Origin of the sequence: Methanopyrus sp. KOL6, assembly GCF_002201915.1 — an archaeon.
Lineage (GTDB): Archaea > JAADCQ01 > Methanopyri > Methanopyrales > Methanopyraceae > Methanopyrus.
This window is the reverse complement of sequence record NZ_CP019470.1, coordinates 917,041-939,639: the sequence shown is the minus strand read 5'-3', so window position 1 is coordinate 939,639 and position 22,599 is coordinate 917,041. Positions and strand designations below refer to the sequence as shown.

Sequence of the window (22,599 nt, the reverse complement as noted above, 5' to 3'; positions counted from 1 at the left end):
ACTGTTAAATCTCTTGAAGAAGCATGAGTAACACACGGCCATCCACGCGCAGTCCTTCCACCTCCAACACGATGTGGCGAAGAGGGAGTATTTTCTGATCACCGCTACCGTCATCGTAGACCAGGCAGTTCTTGGTGAAGCCGACCACGCGGCCTGATATCCCCAGGTAAGTCCGGGAGTTCGCCCTCACTACTCTGAACCTCTTGCCGACTAATTCCACAGGGTCTGGGGGTGGGGGAAGAGGTCTTGGAGTTAAGGTATCGAACCCCCCACGGCATGAGCTGTTTGTATCTACCGAGATGTGCGTTTCCGAGGTCCGGTCGAGACGCATGGAGGAAGAAGAAGCAAATTGAAGCTATGCTAACGCTGCTATGCTCGAGGCTAAGACCAGTGGACACGGTAGTAGATTGCGGATGCGGCCGCGGGACACTGACGACAGCACTCGCGGTTTCTTCTCCATCCTGTGACGTGCTCGGGTTCGACATCAAGGAGTTCAAGACTTGGACGGAGCTTGAGCGCTACGTCGAGTCAGTGGGACTCGACAACCTGGAATTCGAAGTCAACGACCTTCACGAGGCAGCGAAGCATGGTCTTCCGAACGACCCCGATGTCGTCGTGGGGTTACACCTGTGCGGTACGCTCACGGACAGGCTCCTCGAGCTGGCCGTGGACTCGGACGCACACCTAGTGCTCGTTGTACCTTGCTGCTACGGTAGGGCCAGCCCCCGCGTGATCGTGGAGGAACTCGGTGTAGATGAGTGTGTAGAGAGAGTCCGTAAGTTACTCAAGAAAGCGGAGGGTCCTGTCGAGTATCAGCTTGAAGTGTGTAGAATGAGGGGGAAGTTCCTGGAAGAACACGGGTACCAAGTCCACGTAGGAGTGGCGTTCCCAGAAGAGGTATCTGGCAGAAGGGCATTTTTGATGGGGATCACGTGACTTCGATGGCATCCTCTGAGAATCCTTCCTTCTTAATCAAGAATTCTCGGACCTTGTTACGATGGTCCCCTTGCAAGATTATCTTACCTTCCTTGGCTGTACCCCCGCAGGCGCACTCACGCTTGAGCTTACTGGCTAGTTCTTGCAAGTCGATACCGGCGCCATCTAAGCCCTCTATGATAGTCACTACCTTACCTGGCCGGACCTGTTCAGCGTATATTTTGATCTTCTCAACTGTCTCCTTGGAGACTTCCTCACATACGCAAAGTTCCTTGGGAAGACCGCAAACCGGACAGATGTCGTCTTCCTGCATCTCTACTTCGAGTTCCCCTCTAACCCTTTTCCTCCTCACGGATCTTGCGTAACTCTTCTTCCCTCTCTATCGTCAGTATTCTTGCGATGTTCTTCTTTATTTCTTTTACCCTGCCAGGGTTGTCCGGAACCCCTGAGATCGATTTCGAAGTCATCTCCCGAAGTAACTCCGCCTTGAGCTCTTTGAGTTTTTCCCGTCGCTCCTCGGGTGTCATTTCCCTGATTTCGTCGGGTCTTAGCTTAAACTTACCCAACATTTACGCCCCCTCAGCTTCGTCCTCTGACTTGACGATGAGTTCCTTCAGCTCGTCCTCGACCTCCTCCGGTGGTCTGATCTCCAGCTCGTCCGGCAGTTCGACGTCGGGCGGCATGATTCGAACTGTCACACCGATGGCACCTGGCTTAGTCACTGCCTGTACGTAACCTTCGATCATGTACTCATCACCTGGCTCACCACAGTACTTCACGGCTCCCTCCACGAATTTCTCCGTCCTAGCGCGAGCACCGATGAGCTTACCGGATAGGATTATCATTGCACCCTTAGCTCCAGCATTCATGATGCGACGTAGCGCACCGTATGCGGCACGGCGGAAGTGGATACCGCGCTCAAGTGCCGAAGCTAGACGCCTGGCCACCACGCGTGGGTTCAACTCCGGACTCGGTAGCTCCTTCACTTCGATCGACACTCGACCTAAAAGGGGAAACCTCTCCTGAACCTCCTCTTCCACCCGCCGAATGTTGCGACCACGGCGACCGATCGCGATAGCGGGTCTCTCGACGTAGGCGATGATCTTAGTGGCGTTGGGTACGCGCTGTAGTCTCATCCCACCGTAGCCGGCACGGTTTAGTTCCTGTTCTAGATATTCATCCAGCTCAGTCTTAAGCATTCCATACTGCACGAACTTCTTGTGCACGGGCACGTTCTCGCCGTACATAACCATGGATACTGTCCCCTCACCGCTCCTCCAGGATCACCTCGATGTGAGTCGTCGGAGTATTAAACGGAGTCGCGCGACCGAAGGCGCGCGGTATCCAACCTCGGATCACCCTACCCTTGTGCGCCGCTATGTGCTTTATGTACAAGCGGTCCGTGTCTAACCCCTTGTACTCGGCGTTAGCTTCCGCGTGATCTAGGACGCGTAGGATCTCACGAGCTGCTTTCTCAGGGAATCGACCAGCATCCCATCCGGGCCGTATCTGCCGACGGTGCGGCACCTTCTTCTTGTGTTTCCTGAACGGTACAGCTTCCTCCTTCCTGATCACTCGACGTAGGAACTCTTTGGCCCTGTCTAAGGGCATCCCACGGATTGCCCGGCATATTTCACGTGCGTGCTTCGGAGAGATCCTCAACTCTCGTATGAAGGCCTTCGCGGTCCGTTCATCGTCAAGCTCTTCCGGTGGGATTGAGTAGTGCCAGTGCTTGGTCTTCGGCATAATCCAGTACCCCCCGTTTCCGGATTCACCGCCGGCGCCCGGGTGCTCTTAAATCGTCATCGGGAGACGGTCGGGGGGTCGACATTGACGCGTGTGCTTGGGATTCAGCTTGGGAACACTGGGACAGATTACTGTGTTATGAATGAAGATGGGGATTGGGAGATCGTAGTGCGGGAGGAAGGGGTTTTCGGCAAGATCTCGTGCGTGTTCACGCTGGAGGAGAGCCGACGTGCACTGCGGAAGGAGATAGCCCCCAGAGTAATCGAGCGTGTGCAGCGCGTTGATCCAGACCTCGTGGTTGTGGGGACTATCGTCGATGAACTCGGACTGATCCTCGGACCCATGATCCATCAAAAGACGGGTGTACCGACGCTGGCAGTGTACGGGGACCCCTGGGGGGCACCTGACGGGGACGCGGTAGGTGCACCGTACTGCGTCGCGGAGGAGTATCCGAACTGCGTACATGTGGACGTAGGAGCAATGGCTGTAGTGACTCCGATCAAGGACGGAAGACCAGACTTCGAGGAAGCCGTGGTCGGCGTCGGCACGTTCCCGCTCGACTTGGCCGCACGTGAGCTATTAGGGAAGGAATACGATGAAGGTGGCAGGAAAGCCGCTGAGGGAAAAGTCGACGAGGACCTTCGAAGGGAGTTGAAAAGTGTCGACGTCGACGGGAAACCCGTCTTCGGGCGTGTGAGAGGTAGCCTAGCCCCAGTTCCGCCGGAACAAGAACGAGTCCTGAGAAGCCATATTCGAGATGCCGAAGCGCCAGTCGAAGACGTACTCCGTACCCTGGTAGAGATCGTAGCAGAGACTATCGTCACTAACGCGGCACAGTACGGCATGAACTTGCTGATTCTCTCCGGGGGTGGTGTTAAAAACGAACTCTTAAAGCGGAGGGTGTCGGAGCTTTGGGAGGGAGACGTCTCGATCTTCGCCGGTGAAGAGTTGGAAGTTCGAGGCTTATGCCTCCTAGGCTTCCGGTACCTGGAAGGAGAACCCGTTCCGGCATTACCGTGTGAGGGGGGAGTCGGACGTGGCGGAAAGGCGTGAGGAGGGTGTACCAGAGCCAGAAGTGGAGATCCAGAACATCGTAGCATCCGTCGACCTCAAAGGGGAAGTGAACTTGGACGAGTGCTCCGTGATATTACGTGGGGAATACGAACCGGAACAGTTTCCGGGACTCGTGTACAGGCTCGAAGACATCGGTACCGTGGTATTGATCTTCAGATCCGGGAAAATGGTGTGCACTGGTGCTAAGAATAGGGAGCAGATTTACAAAAGCGTCGAGAGGGTTAGGGAAGACCTGGAGAAGAAGTGCGGGGTGAAGTTCCACGGAGAACCCGAAGTGGAGATCCAGAACATAGTAGCGTCGATCGATTTCCACGTACCACTGGACCTGGACACGATCGCGGAAGTCTTGGTGGGAGACGAGGACGTCGAAGGGATCGAGTACGAACCGGAGCAGTTCCCAGGGCTGGTGCTGAGACTGAAGGAACCCACGGTGGCGATGCTCCTGTTCTACTCCGGTAAGGCCGTATGTACGGGGGCTAAGACCGAAGAGGAACCTGAGAAAGCCGTGAAGAAGATCGCGGAGAAGATCGAGAAGTACGGGCTGAAACTTACGGGGTGATGGGCCGAGCTATCACTATCGGGACGTGATCGAATCCGTTCAGGAACTCTTCATCCAGCGATTCGAGATCGCCCACTTCTTCCAAAGCGTCATAGACCGTCCTGCCCGCCCCCTTCGTCCGCACGTCTTCGGCCATATCCAGTAACTTGATGGCCTCCCGCACCGAAACATTCCCTGCTATAGCGATGGGGGTCGGGCCAACAGTCTTGGCCAGTAACCTACCCACTAGAAAACCGATTACCCCGGTACCCGCAACGATGTCTGGATGAGCCCTCGCCACCGTGGTGAACAGTATTCCGAGAATTTCATACGTTTTGTCCGTATCGCCGACGACAACTGACACGTCGACGTCCCGACGACGGCGGAGTTCCTCGCGGAGTTCCCTCGCCACTCGATCCGCGGACTTGGGGACCGGGGCCGCGTAGTATCCAGGCACGTTCCCGACATCACAACCCGCCTCGGACGCAGGTTCTAAAGCATGCAGCAGACCGAACTCCTCTAGGATCATTTGCTTGTGCCGGGATCCGTCCTTCAACGGATAGTTACGCAAGTTCTCGATCGTTTCCGTACGCATCGGAGGATCCATGAGAGGGCCTAACAAGGGTCCTAGGATCCTGCCCCAAAATATCCTCATCCACAGTACTACCAAGAGTCGTGCCAGTACGCCCGGTTCGTACCCGCGCTCGTCAATGAGCTCGCCCTCGGCGACGGCCACAGCCTTCTCCGACAATAGCAGGACGTCCCCGTCCTTAAGTTCGATCCCACGTAACGCTTCCAACGCGTTCCCGACGGTGCCTGATCCCACCTTCCAGTAACGGCTTTTAACTGGGATCAACCTGTATTGGGCGTCGGACATTATCGGCGACCACCGACGACTTCGTTACGTGGGGGTTGCGACACTTGATCGACAGGCTCGCGAAGAAGTACTTAACGCCCGAAAAGGTGGTCGAACTCGGTTTCCAGGTAACCGAAGAGCTAGTGTTGAAAGCTCTGGATTTAATCCGAAACGTAGAAACCGAAGCCAAACTCGAAGGCGATTCGTATAGTTTCAGGGTGCGGGACGAGAAGGATCGGTACGAGATCAGTGCATCGGGTGAGTTCCAAGACACTGGATTCACGCTGGAGTTCGAGAAGAGGGTCCTCGACACCCGGGTGAAGGGACGTATTAAGGTCGAAGGCGAGCGGACGGTGGACTTCATGCGTAGACTACTAAGTATTCTTAGGGAGGGTGGGGGGTCGTGAGGGGGCCGGCAATATCCCTATTGTTGGTACTGGCGGCGCTCATCACGACCCCCGCAGCGGCGACGGAGGTGACGGAAGGGACGGCTGTAGCGAAGCCGGCGGGGACCTCGCAAGAAGGAGTGACACAACCTGGGCAGACGCTGCAAGCGTCGGGAACCTTGCTCCATCAAGTAGTACCTAAAGCACTCAGTTACATCGCGGTGGGAGCAACCCTCTGCATGATCCCCAGTCCAAGCGCTCAGGAGGTGGGTGCTGACCTCACCCAACTGGGAGTAGAAGCACTGGCGTTGGCTGCCGCGGTGGATTATAACGCGCCGATACGTTACTATCTGGCGTACGAGTTCAACACCACGTACGGGAAGTTGTCGTCGTTCACGTATTGGACTGGAGTTTGCCTCGACGCCGCAGTGACCGTCGGTATGAATTTCGCGTTACAATCGATGCTGCAACCTGTAGCCGCGAACTTGAACGTACCGCCAGACGCTCTCAAGAACTACATGACGCAGGCCTGCAAGCTTATCGCTAAGCTGCGGTCGGAACCTGTGGACGCGGATGACGTCGTACCACTGATCGACTCGTTCATACAGATCGTGGGATACGGTGCACAAATCCAACAAGACGAGAAGCTCGAAGTAGCGAGCGCGGTGGCGACGTTTCTCAACGGGATAAGAACGAACCCTGTGGTCCTGATGTTATCAGACGTCTGTAACTCAATCTCCCGATACCTAGGCATCAGCCCGTCCAGTGGCATAAAGCGATGGGTTGAAGCATTGTTAACACCAATGGTTCCGGACGTGTTCGGGATTCTATCGGATGTACGAGAGATCGTAAACAAAATCAATGACGCCATGCTTGGGCTCAAGGCCGTTATGAATCCCACGAAGTTCGTTCAGGAAACCGCAGAAGCTATCGTGGACAGTACGATAAACGCCTTGAGACCTATAGCCGAGAAGGCCACCGATTTAGGGCTTTCCAAGGAGAGCGTAGAGAGAGTTCTAAAGGACTTAAAGTCTGAAATTATTTCGACTATTAATGGTATCGTTGCCAGATATGAACCTGTAGTTCGGGTGATGGGTGCGATGATGACTATTATCTCGATGATGGGTACCGTCAACTCGTTCAACAAGTTGATTCAAAGGCTGTCGAAGTTAGCCCTGATGGCTCGTAGCTTCGGTGTCTCCGTACCAAGTCCAGTAGAGCCACAGGAAGAACTGAGACGAGCGCTTAATGTGCTGCAGCAAGGTAGGGTCGGACCACCACCGCTACCGTTCTGACCACGGATCGGCCAGTGCCTCAGCAGCCGCCGCCATACCCGGCTCTCCCGCTATCTCACTGGCACATTCAAGGAGCCGCACGACCTCCTCCAACCAGTCCGCGATGTCGGTAGGGTACGCCGTTATTCCGTATCTGTCCTCCAGGACCCTGGGGATGGCGTACACGGATTTCCCTTCGAGTCGCACCTTCAGCGCGAGCTCCGACGCGCGCTGGCTGACGTGCTCGCAGTGAGGGAAGGCATTACATCCACAATCCAACTCCTTCATCAGCGAGACCAACCTCTGCTTCTCCTTCGGCGGAAGCCTTTCGATCACCTCCTTCCGTTCCGAGTGTATCACGCTCAGAGCGTCGTCCAGTCTCGATGGAATTGACATGCGGGTGGCCCTTTCCACCGCACGCTTGACTGACGGTGACAGTTGGAACCTTTCGAACGGACGTACCGAGACGACCGCCCTAAGTGGATCCGAGCCCGCCCTGGCGGACAGCTCGTGGACGGTCTTGGGACCCGTGAAATAGCGGGCCGCGACACGACCTTTATTTGTAGGCTCGAACCCTTCGACAAAACCCATCTCCCGAAGCTCTTTCATCCTAAGCATCGGATCCCCAGCGAAGCCCAGTGATTCGTCACATACGCGCTCGAGCTCGCCCGGAGACTTCACCGCTCCGCTGACGAGGTGTGCGAGCACTTGCTCTCTCTCGTCCTCATCGTCGTACTCGACTTCTACGGGTTCCGGTTCGGACTCGAGGAGTGTGAAGGCTACCTTATCCTCGGTCTCACTTTGGGAACGGTGGTAACGGCGACCCGGCTCGACCATCAGAACGACCTTACCACGGTCGTGGTATCCGGGTCGGCCCGCACGACCAGCCATCTGATGGAATTCGCGCGGTGTGAGCCATTCGATGCCCATAGCCAGGCTCTCAAAGATAACTTGCGAAGCCGGGAAATCCACGCCGGCCCCAAGGGCTGCCGTGGTCACGACTGCGGCTAGTTCACCGCGTTCGAAAGCACGTTCGATGGAGCGGCGTCGGTCGTAGGGAAGTCCCGCGTGATAAGGGGCGACATCTAGTCCCGTTCTCTCGCTGAGGAAATCAGCCAATCGATGGGTGTTTCTGCGCGAATACGTGAAGACGATAGTCTGACCCCTATACCCCGTGGAATACTCGGTCTCCCATTCAGACTCCATGAGTCTGGCGATTCTATCCCACTTCTGTCGACGATCCTGATTGATCACGAGGTGGTACTCTAGGGGTACAGGGCGGCGGTTGTGAACTATCGGTTCAGCATCCAAGTACTCGGCGAGTTCTTCTGGGTTCCCCACGGTAGCCGAGAGGCCCAACAACTGTGCATCGGTCAGTGTCTTAAGCCTGCATATAAGACCGTCAAGGCGTGGACCTCTCTCGTCGGCCAGCGTATGTATCTCATCGATGACTACGACGCCGATATCGTCAGGGTCTATGGTCCCAGTTCGGAGGAGGAAGTCGAATCCCTCGTAGGTGCCGACTATGATGTCGGCGTTAGGTGGCGACGGACCACGTTCAGGTCCGGAAAACTCCTTCAATCTCGCCGCGCCGACCTGTAGTCTGACTCCTATCCCTAGTGGTCGTCCGTACTTTTTCATGAATTCCCGGTGCTTCTGGTTCGCCAGGGCCACCAGCGGCGCCAGGTAAACCATCTTACGACCTTCTCGGAGGACTTCGGTGAGTCCGGCGAGCTCCGCCACCAGCGTCTTACCGGAACCCGTGGGAGAGACTACCAGCAGATTCTGACCTTCGAGGAGTCCTCGCTCAACGCATTTCGTCTGGACCGGGGTTAGCTCCTGATACCCGATCCTTTCGAGAACTCGACGCAGCTCCTCCGGGATGTCGAGCTCGGTCAGTGGGAGGCGGTGTTCCTCCTCGTCTTCGGCCTCCACCACCTCCCATCGCGTTTTATCCTCTCCCTCGGCGGGATCGAACGTCGGGTCCACCATCTCAACGACACGATCTATGTCACGGAGCTCATGTAAGAATCTCTCGAGCTTTTCGAGAAGGGTCTGGGAAAAGCCGGGTACTCGGAACCTCAACTCCTCTTCCAGAATTTCACGGGCGCAACGCTCGCACACCTCGACGTCACCGAACCAGTACCCGTCCCTCAACACGGTCACTCGATCGGACGCGAGGCATCTCCGACAGAGTTCCCTAACCTCAGTTTTCTCCCCCATAACTCGACCGGCCACCTTCGCAACGTCGGGGAGGGCGATTTTCATATCCGCTTTCCGTAGCTCGTTTAACACGCGGGCGGGTGGCGTTGGTTCTCCTTCCAAAACTCCCCGAACGGGTTCACCGCTTCCGGAGAGCTCCAAGTGACCCTCGATCGATATCTCGGCACCGTCCTCCGGATCACCCTCTGCTAACACGAACCTAAGCTTTCCACCCTTGTACTCCGTGAACACTGCGATTATCACGTTCGTTTCCCCTACGCTCGGATTTTCTCGACTTTCATCAAGGTACCATCCGGATAGTACTCCGGTCTCAATACGTATACACGACCACGCTCGATCTCGATGAAACAGGGCTGGTGAAGCCATACTCGAACCGCGGTAGGCCCATGCAGAGGTATTACGAGGCTTCCGGGCACTCTGATTGAACTAGTGAAGCAGATCGTCGAGGGGATCACCACGGGAACAATCCGACCGTCCAGACGTGCGGGGTACCAAGTGACGCCCCAATCAACGCCGGGGAACGCCGGAGCTTCGGTGGGTTTGAACCTCTTATTCCGAACCTCTAACGTGATTTCGGGGATCATCAGGGTATAGCCGGCGAACGGTATCCAAACGTCGGCGACGACCCATCCGGATATCGTCAGCTTACCGGAGTACAGTACGGGCAATCCAGCCCGGAAATACGGATAAGCGTACTCCAGGTCCTCGGTTAGAGCCCCGACGCTCGACTCGCGAAGTTCAGGTGGTAACTTCCGTGATCCCAAAGATCTGCCGGTTCTCGGATCTATAGCGATAGCCTGATCATCTCCCTCACCTACGAGTACGATCACTCTATCCTGCAATACGTCCAGGGTTAGGAAGGACGTATCCGCTCGGTGTGTCTCTGCGATTCGCCGCAGCGAGGTTTGATCCAAGAGCACCGCGGGTACGAGAGTGTGGACTTGTCTGACGTGCTCTCCCGAGACGTACTCCCAGACCCGGATGCTGACGTTAGTGAAGTGATCCGTAGTTAGGCCTAAGGTGAAGGTCACGGAGCATAGTAGTAGGGAACTCAATAAGATGGGCTTGAGACGGTTTTTGAGCACTCGACACACCTGGGTGTGATCCTTCCACGGCAGACGCGACATCTTGTGTAGGTACCAGACGATCCAGCTTAGTGTGATGATCATTGGAAGAAGACACAATGAGATAACGGGGTACGTGATCAACACGACGACTAAGTATACGAGGAGCAACGAGGTAGTGCGTAGTCCGTGAGAAACCAAGGCGGACTGTAGGAGTCTCTTGTCGACTCGATACTCGGAGACGTCAAGTATGGTAACGGCTAATTGAGACATCACACTCATGAACACTCGGACCTTAAAAACAGGCCCGAACAGTACCGCCGCGGCGAGCACCCATCGGCTCGGATCGCCGGAGAGTACCCATCTCAACACCTCCAGGGCTGGAAACCCAGAAAGCAGTGTGGAGAGGCCGACTATTTTGGCCGCCTGCCATGCGAGCCACCACCGAAGTGGAACCGGAGAAGGAGACGTCCCGGAGTACCCATGTAGTAGGATGTTCACGGACGAGTACCCTGGAACCCGCCGAATCGAACACGCTGACAGTACCAAGCATAAGCCGTAGTGATACAAGGCGCGCTCTGCGTCCTTCCACGTGGGAGCTTTTGCGACCGATTCGTATCCGCACAAGGATAATATTGTTAAGCCGGCGATTAAGGCGACCGCGATCAGCATCTTCATTGCTACTGTCGCCAATCGACGAACTCCCCGGGGTGATCTGCGTGCCGGCGCCTATCGAGGTGGGAAGGATCTGCGTGAAAACTGCGGGTAGAGAGGCGGGCAGGTACTGCGTCGTAGTGGACATCGTTGATGAGAATTTCGTGATTATCACAGGACCTAAGGACGTGACAGGTGTCAAGCGTCGCCGCTGTAACATCAAGCACCTGGAACCGACACCAGAGAAAGTCGACATCGACCGGGGCGCGTCCGACGAGGAGGTCAAGGAAGCGCTGGATGAAGCCGGCCTCCTGGACATCATGAAGGAAGGCATAGTGAGTGGATCGTGAGGGGGGCCATATGGTGGCCAAGATCTACGGCGATGAGGACGCCTCTCTCGAACCCCTCGAGGACAAAACGGTTGCTGTGATCGGATACGGATCGCAGGGTAAGGCCCAAGCGAAGAACCTCCGAGACTCCGGTATAGACGTTATCATCGGCGTACGTGAGGGAGGACCGTCTTGGGAGCGAGCCAAGAAGGACGGTTTCGAAGTGCTACCGATCTCGGAAGCCGCCGAGGCAGGCGACGTGGTTCACATACTGGTACCCGATGAGGTACAGCCGCAGGTTTACCGTGAGCACATCCATGACAACATGGAGAAGGGAAACGTGCTCAGCTTCAGCCACGCCTACAACATCCACTACGGTCTCATCGAGCCTCCGGAGTACGTCGATGTTATCCTGGTGGCCCCGAAAGGGCCGGGACATATGGTACGCAAGCTGTACACCGAGGGGTTCGGTACTCCGGCCCTAGTAGCAGTACATCAAGACTACACCGGTGAGGCGATGGACCTAGCCCTCGCAATGGCCAAGGCGATGGGGTTCACCCGCGCCGGCGTGATTAAGACGACGTTCCGGGAGGAGGTGGAGACCGACCTCTTCGGCGAGCAGGTAGATCTCGTCGGCGGAGTCCTGTACATGATCCTCTACGCGTTCGAGACCCTGGTCGAAGCGGGTTACCAACCCGAGGTCGCCTACTTCGAGACGTTACACGAGCTGAAGCTCATCGTCGACCTGATTTACGAGAAAGGCCTCAGTGGGATGCTCGATAACGTCTCCAACACCGCCGAATACGGAGGGCTCACCAGAGGTAAACGGATCATCGACAAGGGTGAGATGAGGAAGGTGCTGGAGGAAATCCAGAGTGGCGAATTCGCCCGCGAGTGGACGCTCGAAAACGAGTCCGGTCGTATCGTCATGAAGCGTCTCCGGGAGAAGATAGAGAACCACGAAATAGAGAAGGTAGGTGAGCGATTGAGGAAGATGATGGGGTTTGAGGACTAAGTCCATATCGGAAATTCCCAAAAAGGTAATATAACGTCCCGTTCATACCGGTGGCAGGGGTGAAACCGCCGTGAAACGTGTGCTTCTGGCGCTGGCCGTGGCGCTGGCCGTCGCCCTAGTAGGCGGCGCCGAAGCCAAAGCCTACCCAGGTAAGTACACCATCAAGCCGCAAATCCAGTCCGTAGAGGCGCCAACTCAAGTGCAGCTGGAGAGGAATCAGACGACCGCCGATGTAACCGTGACGGCCACAATCACATGGACTGGTAACTACCCGTACACGATCAAGCGCACTCCAACCACGGTGACGTTCGCGGTCGACGGGCAGGTAGTCGACACGAGGACGATCAACCCGCCGTACAAGCTCGGAGACACCCGGACCGTGAGCGCGACCCTGAAACTAACCGAAGGTAAGCACACGATCACCGTGACCGCGAAGTTCCCGGACCTACCGCAGTACGGGATCACCGGTGGAACTGCCACGCAGAGCGTCGAGGTGACCGTAGTAGCTCCGAAGCCGGTAATCCCGACACACTTGGCGGGAGCCGTGGTCAAGGACCTACTGCTAGCGGTGCCAGCGCTGATGCTACTGGACCCGTTCATGGGATACCCGCTCAGCGACATGCTAGGCTACAAGACGGACCTACAGAACTTCCTGGACGACCTAGGACTCAGGGAGTTCGCTGAGAACGACGTAGGCGCCGTTCTACCGGCGATGGTGCTGGCAACCGACCTGCTGGCGGGTTGGGGTCTAGACCACAACGTGATGCCGAACACGCTGTCGATGCTCGACGTGGGCACTATGGCGGGCGCGGTGGTGGCGCCGCTGCTGTACATGGTGGGCAGCCCGTTCAGTGACTTGATCGTAGACATTGCGGAAGATCTAGGGCTAGGAGGTACGGCCGAGGTATCAGTGGCCAGCGCGATCGGCCTAGCGCTACCGACTGTAAGTACGGTGCTGGGATACTTGGCCGACAAGGGCGTAGCGACCGCAGCGCAGATCGTGGCGCCAGTGGTCAAGGCTCTGGACCAGCTGCTGACGATGCTGGCCTCGCCGATAGCGGGGTACCTCGCCTAAACCACCACATTTTCTTACGCCCCCAAGCCGGAATTGTTATCGAAATCATAACAATTCTTACATGGTTTTACTCGAGGGATGATGATTCTGGCCTTCGCCGAGCCGGATGAGGCACGAGCTGCTGATCCGGAGGTGGCGGAATGAAGGATATGCTATGGTGGTTGTTGACGGTAGTCTACGCGCCGGACTTCGAGAAGTGGATGCGCTGGTGCCCTGTCGTGTGCAGCCATCCCCTCTCGTATTACTCGGCGACTGACGTCCATTATCCCCCGCTAGGATCGCTGTTACCCGCCCTCGTGTGGTACGTCGGCACCAACATGCTGGGGCTTAGCCCTCACACTTGGGAGTTCCGAGTGTTGTGGAAGATGCCGACATGGCTCGGCGCCATAGTGTGTATTTACCTGATTCGGTGGGCCGGGGTTGGAAAAGTTGGGATATTAATAGCCGCCGCCTCGATGGCGTATCCGTGTGTGTTCTGGCAACTGGACACTATCTCGATGGTACCGGCGCTGGCAACCGCAGTATGTGAAGGTAAGCTGGCCGGCTTGTGCGCAGCGACGGCGTTATGGATGAAACCAACTGCAGGTATAGTCGCCCTTCCGTTCCTCCGGCGGCAATCGATCCCCACGTTTCTCCTAGCTTCCGTACTAATATGCGGACCCTACCTCGTCGCTAACGGTTGGGACTTCATCTACGATGTCGTAATCTTTCAGGCTAAACGTCCTCCTCAGAACTGTTCCATTTGGACCCTAGTAACATGGCATCCAGGGCTCGAAGACGCCGTCGGGATGCTCTCCGTCGTCGCCCCACTGGCAACGCGAGGGAACCCAGAACTCGCGGCCGGGTGCATCGGACTAGCGTTGTTAGCGTTCTCCAAAGTGGTGAACCCGAACTACTGGGCTGTCGGGTGTCCGATGGTGTGCCTGATATCGTGGAAGCAAGGGGCTATGGTTCTCTCGACGGCCGCTTACTTTCTCACCGCCTCAGCGGTGTCCATAGCAACTACGAAGGAGTACTACAACGCGGAGGACGGGCGCCGGTACGATATCAGAGAGTTGTTCATCCCACCACCTACCACCGATCTCTCTATGGGAAACGCCGCCGCGAGGCACTTACTAGAAACTTCGATCCTATACCACTTTCTGGTGACTTCCTGCCTGTACATTCGGAATCTGAGGAAACTAGCGGTAAGTTCATATGCCTCATTCCCTACCGAGCACCATGGCCCGGTCGAACCGGCGCGGGGGACGCGGGAATCCCGAGGATGATCCCGCGTGGGCTCCGCCGGGCTACAGGTGCGCGGGTGAGAGGGCCGTCGGTGGCCCAACCGTGATCCCGCGCGCCTACCTCCCCGCTGTACTCGCGGGGGGAAACGAGTCGCGAGCTTTCCAAGGTCGATTCGTCGACCCTTGGTTCTCGGAAATTAGAACCGGGTATGTGATATTGGACGGAGGTAGGTTGCTCGGAGTGACGCGAGATGAACCCGAGCACGCCGATGTTATCGACGTCGACGGGATCATCTGCCCTGGGTTCGTGGACGCTCATGTCCACGTGGAAAGTTCCGGACTGAGGCCGGCCCGATACGCCGAGATCGTAGTACGTGAAGGTACTACGGCCGTCGTTTGGGACCCTCACGAGGTCGTGAACGTCTCAGGCGAGCTCGGACTTGAATGGGCCGTCAAGACAGCGGAAGAGGCACTACCGTTTAAGTTCTATATCGCGCTACCGTCGTGCGTCCCGGCACTAGGACCTCCCTATGAAACTGTGGAAGGCGAGATTACGGTCGACGTGGCTCGAAGGTTTGCGAGCCATCCGATGGTAGTTTCCGTAGGAGAGTTGATGGACGTCGCTGGAGTCATGGAGGGAGAAAAGGACGAGTTCATCGGGCTGAAGAATCTGTACGGCCTAACGGTAGACGGACACGCCCCAGGCCTCACAGGGTTCGAAGCGATGCGATACTTCGCGGCCGGCCCTGAGACAGATCACGAGTGCTCGACGGCGGAAGAATTCATTTCAAGGCGGGAGCTCGGGATCTGGACCTTCGTCCGACAGGGCTCATCTTCGAAGGACTTGGAAGTAGCACTGGAGACGTTAGAGGATCTCCGTGGTGTGTGCTTCGTCACCGACGATCTGCACATTAAGGACATGGACGAAATATCACTCCGGAAAATGGTGGGGCGTGCAATCGAGGCTGGTTTCGATCCGTTGGAGTCCCTCAGCACGGTCACGTTGAATCCGTCACTGTGTTATGGCTTACGATCAGGACGTTTGGCACCCGGGTTCCACGCCGACATAGTGGTGGTCGAAGACCTCGACGAGAGCATGGAACTCACGGACGTGTGGATCGGTGGCAAACGTTCGGAACATGTCCGGTTCCGAGACGCGGAGGCTGAATTACCCGACGTCGAACTCTCCGTCGACCCTAGGAAGGTGTCGTTTCAGGACGGAAAATACGAGGTGAGGTGCATCGGACTTGTGAGAGGTTCCATCCGCACGGAAGAGATCGTACGAGAGGTTACCGTCGAGGACGGTGTAGTGAAAGACGACGACGTGGCGTTTCTGGTCGTGTCGGACCGATACGGGCAGGGCAGCTGGTCGATAGGGTTCGTAGAAGGGTTCGAGGAGCTCGGCTGCGCCCTGGTGTCCACGGTAGCTCACGACTCACACAACGTGGTGGTCGCGGGTAGACGCCTCGATGACGTGCGTAAGGCTCTGCAGCTCGTCTCCGAAGTGGGAGGGTGCGTAGGAGCCGTCGCGGGAGACCGAGCCGAGTTCGTACGACTAGATGTGGCTGGGTTGATGAGTTCCTCAGATCCTGAGGAGGTGAAGAAATCCTACGAGGACGTGCTTGAGTTGATTAGATCTAGTTCTGGTGTCGATTGGGACCCGTTCCAGGCTCTCTCTTTTGTGACCCTTCCGGTTATACCGGAACTGAGGCTCACGGATCGAGGGTTAGTAAAGGTGGAGCCGGACGAGATCCGCTTCGTCGACGTAATCATCGACGGGGATCCAGTCGAGTGATCTTAACTGGACGGGTGGTCAGAGATCCGTCGGGCTTGTAGACCGTGTGACAGAGCCACCGTTCGTCATCGCGTTCTGGATAATCCGAGCGGTAGTGAGCTCCACGGCTCTCGGTCCGGTAGAGGGCGGACCGCGCGACGGCGATCGCCACCTCTACCATGTTGCGCACCTCTAAGACCGGTCGTAATCCGTATTCATCGTCTAGACCGGACTCCACGGTCTCCTTAAGCTCGTTAAGGATTTTGATCGCCGTCTTAAGACCTTTCTCGGACCTCTCCAGACCCACGTGCTCCCACATCGTCTTCCGGAGTTTCTCGCGCACTAGAATAGTATCCTCTTGACCGATGGTTGACCAGATCTCGGACTCCACAGCCGGTGCGTCGGTCTCGCGCACCTGTATCCTACGACCTCGTCTCCTTAACTTCAGAGCGAGTTCGGCGGCAGCCCTCCCGGCACGGCACCCGAAAACCTGTGTATCGGCCAGGGCGTTTCCGCCGAGTCGGTTCGCTCCGTGGATGCCTCCCGTCACCTCACCACACGCGAAGAGACCCGGGATCGGCGTCTTCCCGTCAGTGCCGATCGGGATTCCTCCCATGAAATGATGGGCCGTGGGGGCCACTTCCATGGGCTCGTTTCGAATGTCCACGCCCACGCGCAGAAACTGCTTGAACGTGGTTTCAAGCCTCCCTTCTATCACCTCATCGGGCAGGTGAGTGACGTCCAGATAGACTCCGCCGTGCTCTGTCCCACGTCCCTCTTTGATCTCTTTGTAAATAGCTCGAGCTACGACGTCACGTGTCGCCAACTCCATTCTTTCAGGATCGTAGCGCTTCATGAAACGCTCGCCTCTGGCATTGTAAAGTCGTCCTCCCTCACCCCTAACGGCTTCCGTAACCAGGACTCCGCGAACACTATCGGGATACACCATTCCAGTGGGATGAAACTGAACCATTTCCATATCAATGAGCGGACAACCGGCGCGTAGGGCCATAGCGTACCCATCACCAGTTTTGTGGACAGGGTTCGTGGTGACTGGGTAGAGTTGACCCGCGCCCCCTGTGGCTAGAACAGTGGCGTAGGCCGTGATGACGATGGCGTCCTCGGTTTGAAGGTCCACGCATACCGCGCCCACTACCTTTCCGTCGTGATCCCGAATCAGTCCGTACCCCATCGTGCGTTCCAGAACGGTGATACCGTCGAGGCGGCGAACTTCGTCTAGCAACGCCATCATTATCTCGTGTCCAGTACGGTCACCGGCGTAGCAAGTACGGGGCTTAGATTGACCACCGAAAGGGCGCTGGGCCAGGGTGCCGTCCTCGTTACGGTCAAATACGGCTCCGAAATTCTCCAGGTCGAGTAAGCGCTTAGGTGCTTCCCGTACGAGGATTTCCACCATGTCCTGATCGTTGAGGTAGGCACCCCCCTCGACGGTGTCGCGGAAGTGAGCGTCGAAGGAGTCATCCGGGTCGGTTGTGCGTAAGACAGCGTTGTAGCCCCCTTCCGCCATAACAGTGCATCCGCTCCTACCCATGGCACCTTTGGAAACGATTACTACGTTCAGACCCTTTTTGGCGGCCTCGATCGCCGCACGGGCGGCCGCGCCGCCACCTCCGATCACGAGCACATCACACTCCAGATGTTCCAAGACGATCACCTCTCCCTCAACCACTCAAGCATGTACTCGAGAATTCTGTCGGGTAACTCACCCCTGTTGGAGAGCGTGACCCGAAAACGCACGACGTCGGTGCGTTTCTCCCTAAGATCCACTACGACAGGATGTCGAGATCGTTCATGCACTACGAAGATCGCGGGTGTATGCGCGTCGGCCGCCCGTCTCACGGCGCCTACGAACGTGTTCGACTTGAGCTCCATGGGGCCGACCTCGTCGACGATCACAACGTCGGTCCCTTCCACGGCACGTTCGATGGATTCGGCGGCCCGTTCGAGGTTATCTATGAAAACCCCATAGCGGCCGACTCTGGGCCCCGAAGCTCCTTCTCTCGCAAGTAGGTATCGGTCACCCTCGGTGAGGTCGACGATCTCGAAGCCTATCCGTCGACCACTCTCCCTGATCTCGGGGCAATAGATTCCACCGACGGTATAGCCCTTCTCCTCTAGAACGTTACGAACTTTGAGACAAACCGTGGTCTTGCCAATACCGGGACGACCGGTAAGAACGACGTTATGAGGCAGGAAATAGGGCCCCCGTGGTCGGTTAACCGAATAGGGCTCCGAGACCTGCTGCCGCCTCTTCTTCCTCCTCTTCTTCCACTTCTTCCTCTTCGGTTTCCTCTTCTTCCTCTTCCTCCCGCTCGACCGCTTCGGCTGATCGGCTCACCATCTCTAATAACTCTTCGTCGAGGGCTTCTTCGTCCACCTCGGCGATAGCTCCCGCCAATGCCAGCATCTCTCCGTGAGCCTTGGCCAGGATACATCCCATGACCGTTTCATCCGGTACTGGCACTCCCGCGTTGACTGCCAGGTTGAGCGCCTCCGCGTGCGCCTTCGAGACGATAACGTCCGCAGTCTCCGCCGTCGGTATAGCCGCGTTGATCGACAGGTTAAACGCGTGCTGCGCGGCTTCCTTGACCATGTCTTCGTACTCGTTGAAGTCGATCGCGAGGTCGTCGCGCTCGAAGAGCGTCCCTTCGGCTACGATCGCTACGATATCGACTCCTACCTCCATCGGCTCGATTTCGAGCTTCTTAAGGATCTCAGCTGTCTTCTCGTCTATTTCCTCCCCCTCCTTGACCAACACAGTATCCTTAGTGATGACTACCTTTCCGTCCTGGATCTGAGCCGGTAGACCGGCCTGCTGGAGCTCGCTTACGATCGGTCCGGGTTCAAACGGTGTGGGGCCTTCCGGTACGACGATATCCTCTGGAGCGATGTCACCTGGCTTAGCGGGCGCTGAGGCTTTGCTCTCCTCCAGAAGCTTGTACAGCTTGAATGGATCGAAATTCGTGAAGATAAACGCCACAGGACCCTCGATGTAATCCAGTAGTGGCTCCAGTTCGGGTCGCTCGTCAAGTTTTTCCTCAAGTGCGATTCGCATCAGGGTGTTCCTAGACATCCTGATGATGGTATCACGCTCGCGGAGCTTAGCCCTGATCTCCTGCAGTTGTGGTGCCGGGATTCCCTCGAGGCTGACGAGGCCCACGTTCTCGTACTCATCCATCAGCTCTTTGAGTTCCTCAACTTCTCTCCTCTTCCACTCCGCGACCTTAGGCTCGTAGCCGGAGGGCGGCTGTCCCTTCGCTTTGACGGTCATGCACAGTCCCCCATCAGTACACCCGCTCCGCCGGGCCCATCGTGGTTTTAACGTACACGGAGTCTATCTGGGCCCAGCTCTTCTCGAGCTCGGAAGTTACCTCCCGGAGGACCGTCATAGCGTTCTCGGCGAGCTGCTCCGGCTCCATGTTCCTGGCACCGATTACCGTGTGAATGACCGGCTGGTCGCGCATCCGTACCCTGGCGGTCCGGTGGGCCCGCTCGATGAGTGCACGGATATCGGCGTTAGGTGGCACTGGCTTGGCCATCTTGCCGCGGGGACCGAGGACGGGTCCTAAAACCCTACCCACGTCCGGCATCAAATCCACCTGGGCATAGAAGAACTCGTGGCGTCGGGCAATCTTCTTGGCTTCGCGTACATTCTCCGCGAGTTCCTCGAGCTTTTCGCGGTTGATGACCGTCGCCCCGACCTTCTCAGCTTCTCGGGCCATCTCACCTTCCGCGATGACACAAACGTTCACGGGCTTGCCGCGACCGTGAGGGAGTACGACCTCTTTGTCGATGCGCTGAGAAGGATCGGAGAGATCGACTCCCTTCACGTTGACGATCATGTCTACGGTCTCGAGGAACCGACGGGGTGGAGAGTACTCTACTACCTTCCGGAGCGGTTCGATCAAGTCTTCCTCGGTAATCGCCACTCCCACTCACCCCTTACCCTTCCTCCTCGTACTTCTCGAACAGGTCATCCCACTTTCCTTCGTCGATTTCTTTCTGAACCTCCTTTGGGTCCTTTCCTTCAACCGTAACTCCCATACTCCCACATGTTCCTAGGATCTCTTTAACCGCTGTCTTCAAATCGTAGGACAGTAGGTCGTCGAACTTCATTTTCGCTATTTTTATCACCTGTTCCATCGAGAGGTCGCCAACTGTTTCGTGTCTAGGTTCATGCGCTCCCTTATCAATACCAAGTTCTGACTTTATTATCGCGGAAGTCGGAGGCGATCCAACTTTCACTTCGAACTCCCTAGTTTCAGTGTCAACTATGATCTTAACTGGCACTTCCATACCTTCGAAGTCTTTCGTCTTACGATTAATCTCTTCAACAACTTCTTGTATATTAACACCGAGCGGACCTAGGGCGGGTCCGAGCGGCGGTCCAGGGTCAGCTTTACCTCCTTCGATGAGAACTTCGACCTCTTCCTTCGGCATTATTACCACACCCCTAATTCGTTAGTTTCACCCTTCGTACTCCTCCTCCCGCAGGAGCCGCAGGGCGTCCATTTTTACCGTTACGGGGATGGGTACGGGGGCCTCTAGCAGCTCAACCGTTATCTCATGACGTGACTCATCCACACTGACGACCCGTGCCTTCTCCCCCTTGAAGGGTCCAGAGAGTATCTCGACGACGTCTCCTTCGCTGATTTCCACGGCCTCGGGCTTAGGCGCGAAGTAGTGTTCAATCTCCTCAAAATCCATAGGTTTCTCAACAATACCGCGCGTATCCGGAAGATCGTGAATTAGATCCCTGAGCTCGTCGGTCAACTCCTCGACTTCGATGATTACGTACCCTCGGAGCTCCTCGGGAGCTATTACAGCCTTTAAACCAGTTTCGATACCTTCCTCTTTGACCTTCCTTCGAGCGCGCATCACGAGCATGTCAGCGGTGGCCTCCTCTCGACCCGCCTGCACGCGGACGGCGTAGAGCTTCGTCGAATCGGTTTCGGCCAATTCAAACTACCCCACTCACCACTCACGTGTAGAGCTCGATCAACTGCACAATCATTCTGATCAGGAACCCCACTCCGCCTACGATGAGGATGCCGAGTCCAGCGATCTTAGCCGATTCTACGTACTCATCCCAGGTAGGCTTCCGGGCGGCTCGAAGGACGCGCTTACAGTCCCGTAACAGGGAGATCAGTTCTTCGTAGGTGCTCACGGAATCTTGGCCCCCCTTAGAGGATCTTCTCCAGGTCCTCGAGTGAGGACGGCTTCTCACCTTCTGGCGATTCCGCACCTCCTTTCGACACCTCCGGGACTTTTTCGGGTCGAGAAGACTCGGCAGTCATCTCCTTCACTTCAGCACGTTTCGGCTGCTTCGGACCTGTGAACATGGCCTCGAGGTCAGCGTCTTCGATCCCAGTAACTATTACGGTGACGCGGAGCACGTCGTTCAGGTCCTCGTCGATCTGAGCTCCCCAGATGACCGTGGCGTCTTCCGACAGTTCCGAAGCTACCAACTCCACGACTTCCTCGGCCTCCTTAAGCGTGAGGTCCTTACCACCGACAATGTTGACCAAGGCTCCGGTAGCACCGCTCACTTCAACGTCGACCAGCGGGTTGTTGAGTGCGTTCTCCACGGCTTGAACGGCCCTGTTACCGGATTCGGAATCGTTCTCGGCTTCGCCTATGCCTATCAGGGCGAAACCTCCGTTCTCCATCACAGCTCTCACGTCAGCGAAGTCGAGGTTCATGAGACCGGGTCGTGTGATCATCTCAGTGATCCCTTTCACGGCGTTGATGAGGACTTCATCCGCCACCTTGAAAGCTGCCGCGATGGGGAGGTCCGGGACGATCTCCAGCAGGCGGTCGTTGGGAATGACTATGCACGTATCGGCCACTTGCCTCAACCGTTCCAAACCCTCAAGGGCGTTTTCTATCCTCCTCCTACCTTCAACCGAGAACGGGAGAGTGACAACACCGATCGTGAGCGCTCCCTCCTTGCGGGTGACTTCAGCGATGACAGGTGCCGCTCCCGTGCCGGTGCCGCCGCCGAGACCGCAGGTGACGAACACCATGTCGGCGCCCTCGACGACCTCTTTGATCTTCTCTATGTCCTCCTTAGCCGCCTCTTCGCCGACGCGCGGATCACCACCGGCACCTAACCCTCGGGTCAGCTCGTATCCGATGAGCACTTTCCGGTCGGCCTTACACGAAACGAGGTCCTGAGCGTCGGTGTTGATCGCTATTACTTCGGCGCCTCCGATACCCTCCTCTTTGAGCCTAGTCGCGGTGTTGTTACCAGCTCCCCCCACGCCGACTACGAGTATCCTGGCCCGGGCCCGCTCAAGGACTTCCATCAACTCCTGATCGTCGTCGGTCCCCCGGGACGACGGCGTGTCGTCGCCCCCTTGCTCTCGTTCGACGCGCTCCAGCGCGTTCTTCACTATCTGCTCCAAG

The 22,599-nt window shown here is 56.8% G+C and carries 26 protein-coding genes; 10 read left to right on the top strand and 16 right to left on the bottom strand.

Annotation, left to right across the window (positions count from 1 at the left end; translation table 11 throughout):
* Window positions 1–4: 4 nt before the first annotated feature.
* The gene (locus tag BW919_RS08145) at window positions 5–190 is read right to left on the bottom strand and encodes a hypothetical protein (RefSeq protein WP_157666077.1); all 186 of its coding nucleotides are present in this window, start codon (window positions 188–190) and stop codon (window positions 5–7) included.
* A 56-nt stretch (window positions 191–246) separates the two neighbouring features.
* On the opposite strand from BW919_RS08145, the gene BW919_RS05215 reads away from it, so the two are divergent.
* Complete coding sequence (locus BW919_RS05215; RefSeq protein WP_157666076.1) at window positions 247–936, top strand: methyltransferase; 690 nt, start codon at window positions 247–249, stop codon at window positions 934–936.
* Here the strand turns inward: BW919_RS05215 and BW919_RS05210 are convergent.
* The 4 genes from BW919_RS05210 to BW919_RS05195 are packed head-to-tail and all read right to left on the bottom strand — an operon-like array spanning window position 929 to window position 2,682.
* Window positions 929–1,249 carry a translation initiation factor gene (locus tag BW919_RS05210; protein ID WP_088336504.1) on the bottom strand — a complete coding sequence of 107 codons (321 nt, stop codon included), beginning with the start codon at window positions 1,247–1,249 and terminating at the stop codon, window positions 929–931. The two genes, BW919_RS05215 and BW919_RS05210, sit on opposite strands and share 8 nt — an antisense overlap.
* A gap of 19 nt (window positions 1,250–1,268) precedes the next feature.
* Window positions 1,269–1,502 (bottom strand): 50S ribosomal protein L29, encoded by a 234-nt coding sequence (gene rpmC, locus BW919_RS05205; RefSeq protein WP_198324572.1) that lies wholly within the window; start codon window positions 1,500–1,502, stop codon window positions 1,269–1,271.
* Between the two features lie 3 nt (window positions 1,503–1,505).
* Window positions 1,506–2,189, bottom strand: coding sequence for a 30S ribosomal protein S3 (locus BW919_RS05200; protein ID WP_088335978.1), 684 nt, complete (start codon window positions 2,187–2,189; stop codon window positions 1,506–1,508).
* A gap of 13 nt (window positions 2,190–2,202) precedes the next feature.
* Window positions 2,203–2,682 (bottom strand): 50S ribosomal protein L22, encoded by a 480-nt coding sequence (locus BW919_RS05195; RefSeq protein ID WP_088335977.1) that lies wholly within the window; start codon window positions 2,680–2,682, stop codon window positions 2,203–2,205.
* Between the two features lie 93 nt (window positions 2,683–2,775).
* Between BW919_RS05195 and BW919_RS05190 the strand changes: the two genes are divergently transcribed.
* Together BW919_RS05190 and BW919_RS05185 are read left to right on the top strand one after the other, a co-directional pair.
* A complete protein-coding gene (locus BW919_RS05190; protein ID WP_232452958.1) occupies window positions 2,776–3,735 on the top strand; it encodes an anhydro-N-acetylmuramic acid kinase in 960 nt (319 codons plus the stop codon).
* Entirely contained in the window at window positions 3,719–4,315 is a 597-nt protein-coding gene (locus BW919_RS05185; protein ID WP_232452857.1) for a TATA-box-binding protein, read from the top strand. The genes BW919_RS05190 and BW919_RS05185 overlap by 17 nt, the downstream gene beginning before the upstream one ends.
* On the opposite strand, the gene BW919_RS05180 is transcribed toward BW919_RS05185, so the two are convergent.
* On the bottom strand, window positions 4,305–5,171 hold the full coding sequence (locus BW919_RS05180) for a coenzyme F420-0:L-glutamate ligase (protein ID WP_088335975.1): 867 nt from the start codon (window positions 5,169–5,171) through the stop codon (window positions 4,305–4,307). The two genes, BW919_RS05185 and BW919_RS05180, sit on opposite strands and share 11 nt — an antisense overlap.
* A gap of 44 nt (window positions 5,172–5,215) precedes the next feature.
* Here BW919_RS05180 and BW919_RS05175 point away from each other — a divergent pair, with 44 nt between their 5' ends.
* Window positions 5,216–5,557: a hypothetical protein gene (locus BW919_RS05175; RefSeq protein WP_088335974.1), complete on the top strand. Its 342-nt coding sequence runs from the start codon at window positions 5,216–5,218 to the stop codon at window positions 5,555–5,557.
* Entirely contained in the window at window positions 5,554–6,831 is a 1,278-nt protein-coding gene (locus BW919_RS05170; protein ID WP_088335973.1) for a hypothetical protein, read from the top strand. Before BW919_RS05175 ends, BW919_RS05170 begins: the two co-directional genes overlap by 4 nt.
* On the opposite strand, the gene BW919_RS05165 is transcribed toward BW919_RS05170, so the two are convergent.
* Window positions 6,820–9,276 (bottom strand): DUF5814 domain-containing protein, encoded by a 2,457-nt coding sequence (locus BW919_RS05165; RefSeq protein WP_198324571.1) that lies wholly within the window; start codon window positions 9,274–9,276, stop codon window positions 6,820–6,822. The two genes, BW919_RS05170 and BW919_RS05165, sit on opposite strands and share 12 nt — an antisense overlap.
* Before the next feature lie 11 nt (window positions 9,277–9,287).
* Entirely contained in the window at window positions 9,288–10,790 is a 1,503-nt protein-coding gene (locus BW919_RS05160; protein ID WP_088335971.1) for a hypothetical protein, read from the bottom strand.
* A 26-nt stretch (window positions 10,791–10,816) separates the two neighbouring features.
* Here BW919_RS05160 and BW919_RS05155 point away from each other — a divergent pair, with 26 nt between their 5' ends.
* The 5 genes from BW919_RS05155 (at window position 10,817) to BW919_RS05135 (ending at window position 16,191) form a co-directional block, all read left to right on the top strand.
* Entirely contained in the window at window positions 10,817–11,101 is a 285-nt protein-coding gene (locus BW919_RS05155) for a 50S ribosomal protein L14e (protein ID WP_088335970.1), read from the top strand.
* Window positions 11,102–11,114: 13 nt separating this feature from the next.
* Window positions 11,115–12,095, top strand: coding sequence for a ketol-acid reductoisomerase (ilvC, locus tag BW919_RS05150; protein ID WP_343224396.1), 981 nt, complete (start codon window positions 11,115–11,117; stop codon window positions 12,093–12,095).
* A 70-nt stretch (window positions 12,096–12,165) separates the two neighbouring features.
* Window positions 12,166–13,170, top strand: coding sequence for a hypothetical protein (locus tag BW919_RS05145; protein ID WP_088335968.1), 1,005 nt, complete (start codon window positions 12,166–12,168; stop codon window positions 13,168–13,170).
* Between the two features lie 140 nt (window positions 13,171–13,310).
* Window positions 13,311–14,438, top strand: coding sequence for a hypothetical protein (locus BW919_RS05140; RefSeq protein ID WP_088335967.1), 1,128 nt, complete (start codon window positions 13,311–13,313; stop codon window positions 14,436–14,438).
* 175 nt (window positions 14,439–14,613) lie between these two features.
* Window positions 14,614–16,191, top strand: coding sequence for an adenine deaminase C-terminal domain-containing protein (locus BW919_RS05135; protein WP_198324570.1), 1,578 nt, complete (start codon window positions 14,614–14,616; stop codon window positions 16,189–16,191).
* On the opposite strand, the gene tfrA is transcribed toward BW919_RS05135, so the two are convergent.
* The 8 genes from tfrA to ftsZ are packed head-to-tail and all read right to left on the bottom strand — an operon-like array spanning window position 16,166 to window position 22,598.
* Complete coding sequence (gene tfrA / locus BW919_RS05130; RefSeq protein ID WP_088336502.1) at window positions 16,166–17,836, bottom strand: fumarate reductase (CoM/CoB) subunit TfrA; 1,671 nt, start codon at window positions 17,834–17,836, stop codon at window positions 16,166–16,168. The genes BW919_RS05135 and tfrA overlap by 26 nt on opposite strands.
* 5 nt (window positions 17,837–17,841) lie before the next feature.
* Window positions 17,842–18,384: an NTPase gene (locus tag BW919_RS05125; RefSeq protein ID WP_088335965.1), complete on the bottom strand. Its 543-nt coding sequence runs from the start codon at window positions 18,382–18,384 to the stop codon at window positions 17,842–17,844.
* 22 nt (window positions 18,385–18,406) lie between these two features.
* Window positions 18,407–19,462 (bottom strand): 50S ribosomal protein L10, encoded by a 1,056-nt coding sequence (locus BW919_RS05120; protein ID WP_088335964.1) that lies wholly within the window; start codon window positions 19,460–19,462, stop codon window positions 18,407–18,409.
* Window positions 19,463–19,475: 13 nt separating this feature from the next.
* The gene (locus BW919_RS05115; RefSeq protein WP_088335963.1) at window positions 19,476–20,120 is read right to left on the bottom strand and encodes a 50S ribosomal protein L1; all 645 of its coding nucleotides are present in this window, start codon (window positions 20,118–20,120) and stop codon (window positions 19,476–19,478) included.
* A gap of 13 nt (window positions 20,121–20,133) precedes the next feature.
* The gene (locus BW919_RS05110) at window positions 20,134–20,631 is read right to left on the bottom strand and encodes a 50S ribosomal protein L11 (RefSeq protein WP_088335962.1); all 498 of its coding nucleotides are present in this window, start codon (window positions 20,629–20,631) and stop codon (window positions 20,134–20,136) included.
* Between the two features lie 27 nt (window positions 20,632–20,658).
* Entirely contained in the window at window positions 20,659–21,150 is a 492-nt protein-coding gene (locus tag BW919_RS05105) for a transcription elongation factor Spt5 (protein ID WP_088335961.1), read from the bottom strand.
* A 22-nt stretch (window positions 21,151–21,172) separates the two neighbouring features.
* Window positions 21,173–21,358 (bottom strand): protein translocase SEC61 complex subunit gamma, encoded by a 186-nt coding sequence (locus BW919_RS05100; protein WP_088335960.1) that lies wholly within the window; start codon window positions 21,356–21,358, stop codon window positions 21,173–21,175.
* Between the two features lie 16 nt (window positions 21,359–21,374).
* Window positions 21,375–22,598 (bottom strand): cell division protein FtsZ, encoded by a 1,224-nt coding sequence (gene ftsZ, locus BW919_RS05095; RefSeq protein WP_088335959.1) that lies wholly within the window; start codon window positions 22,596–22,598, stop codon window positions 21,375–21,377.
* Window position 22,599: the final 1 nt, after the last annotated feature.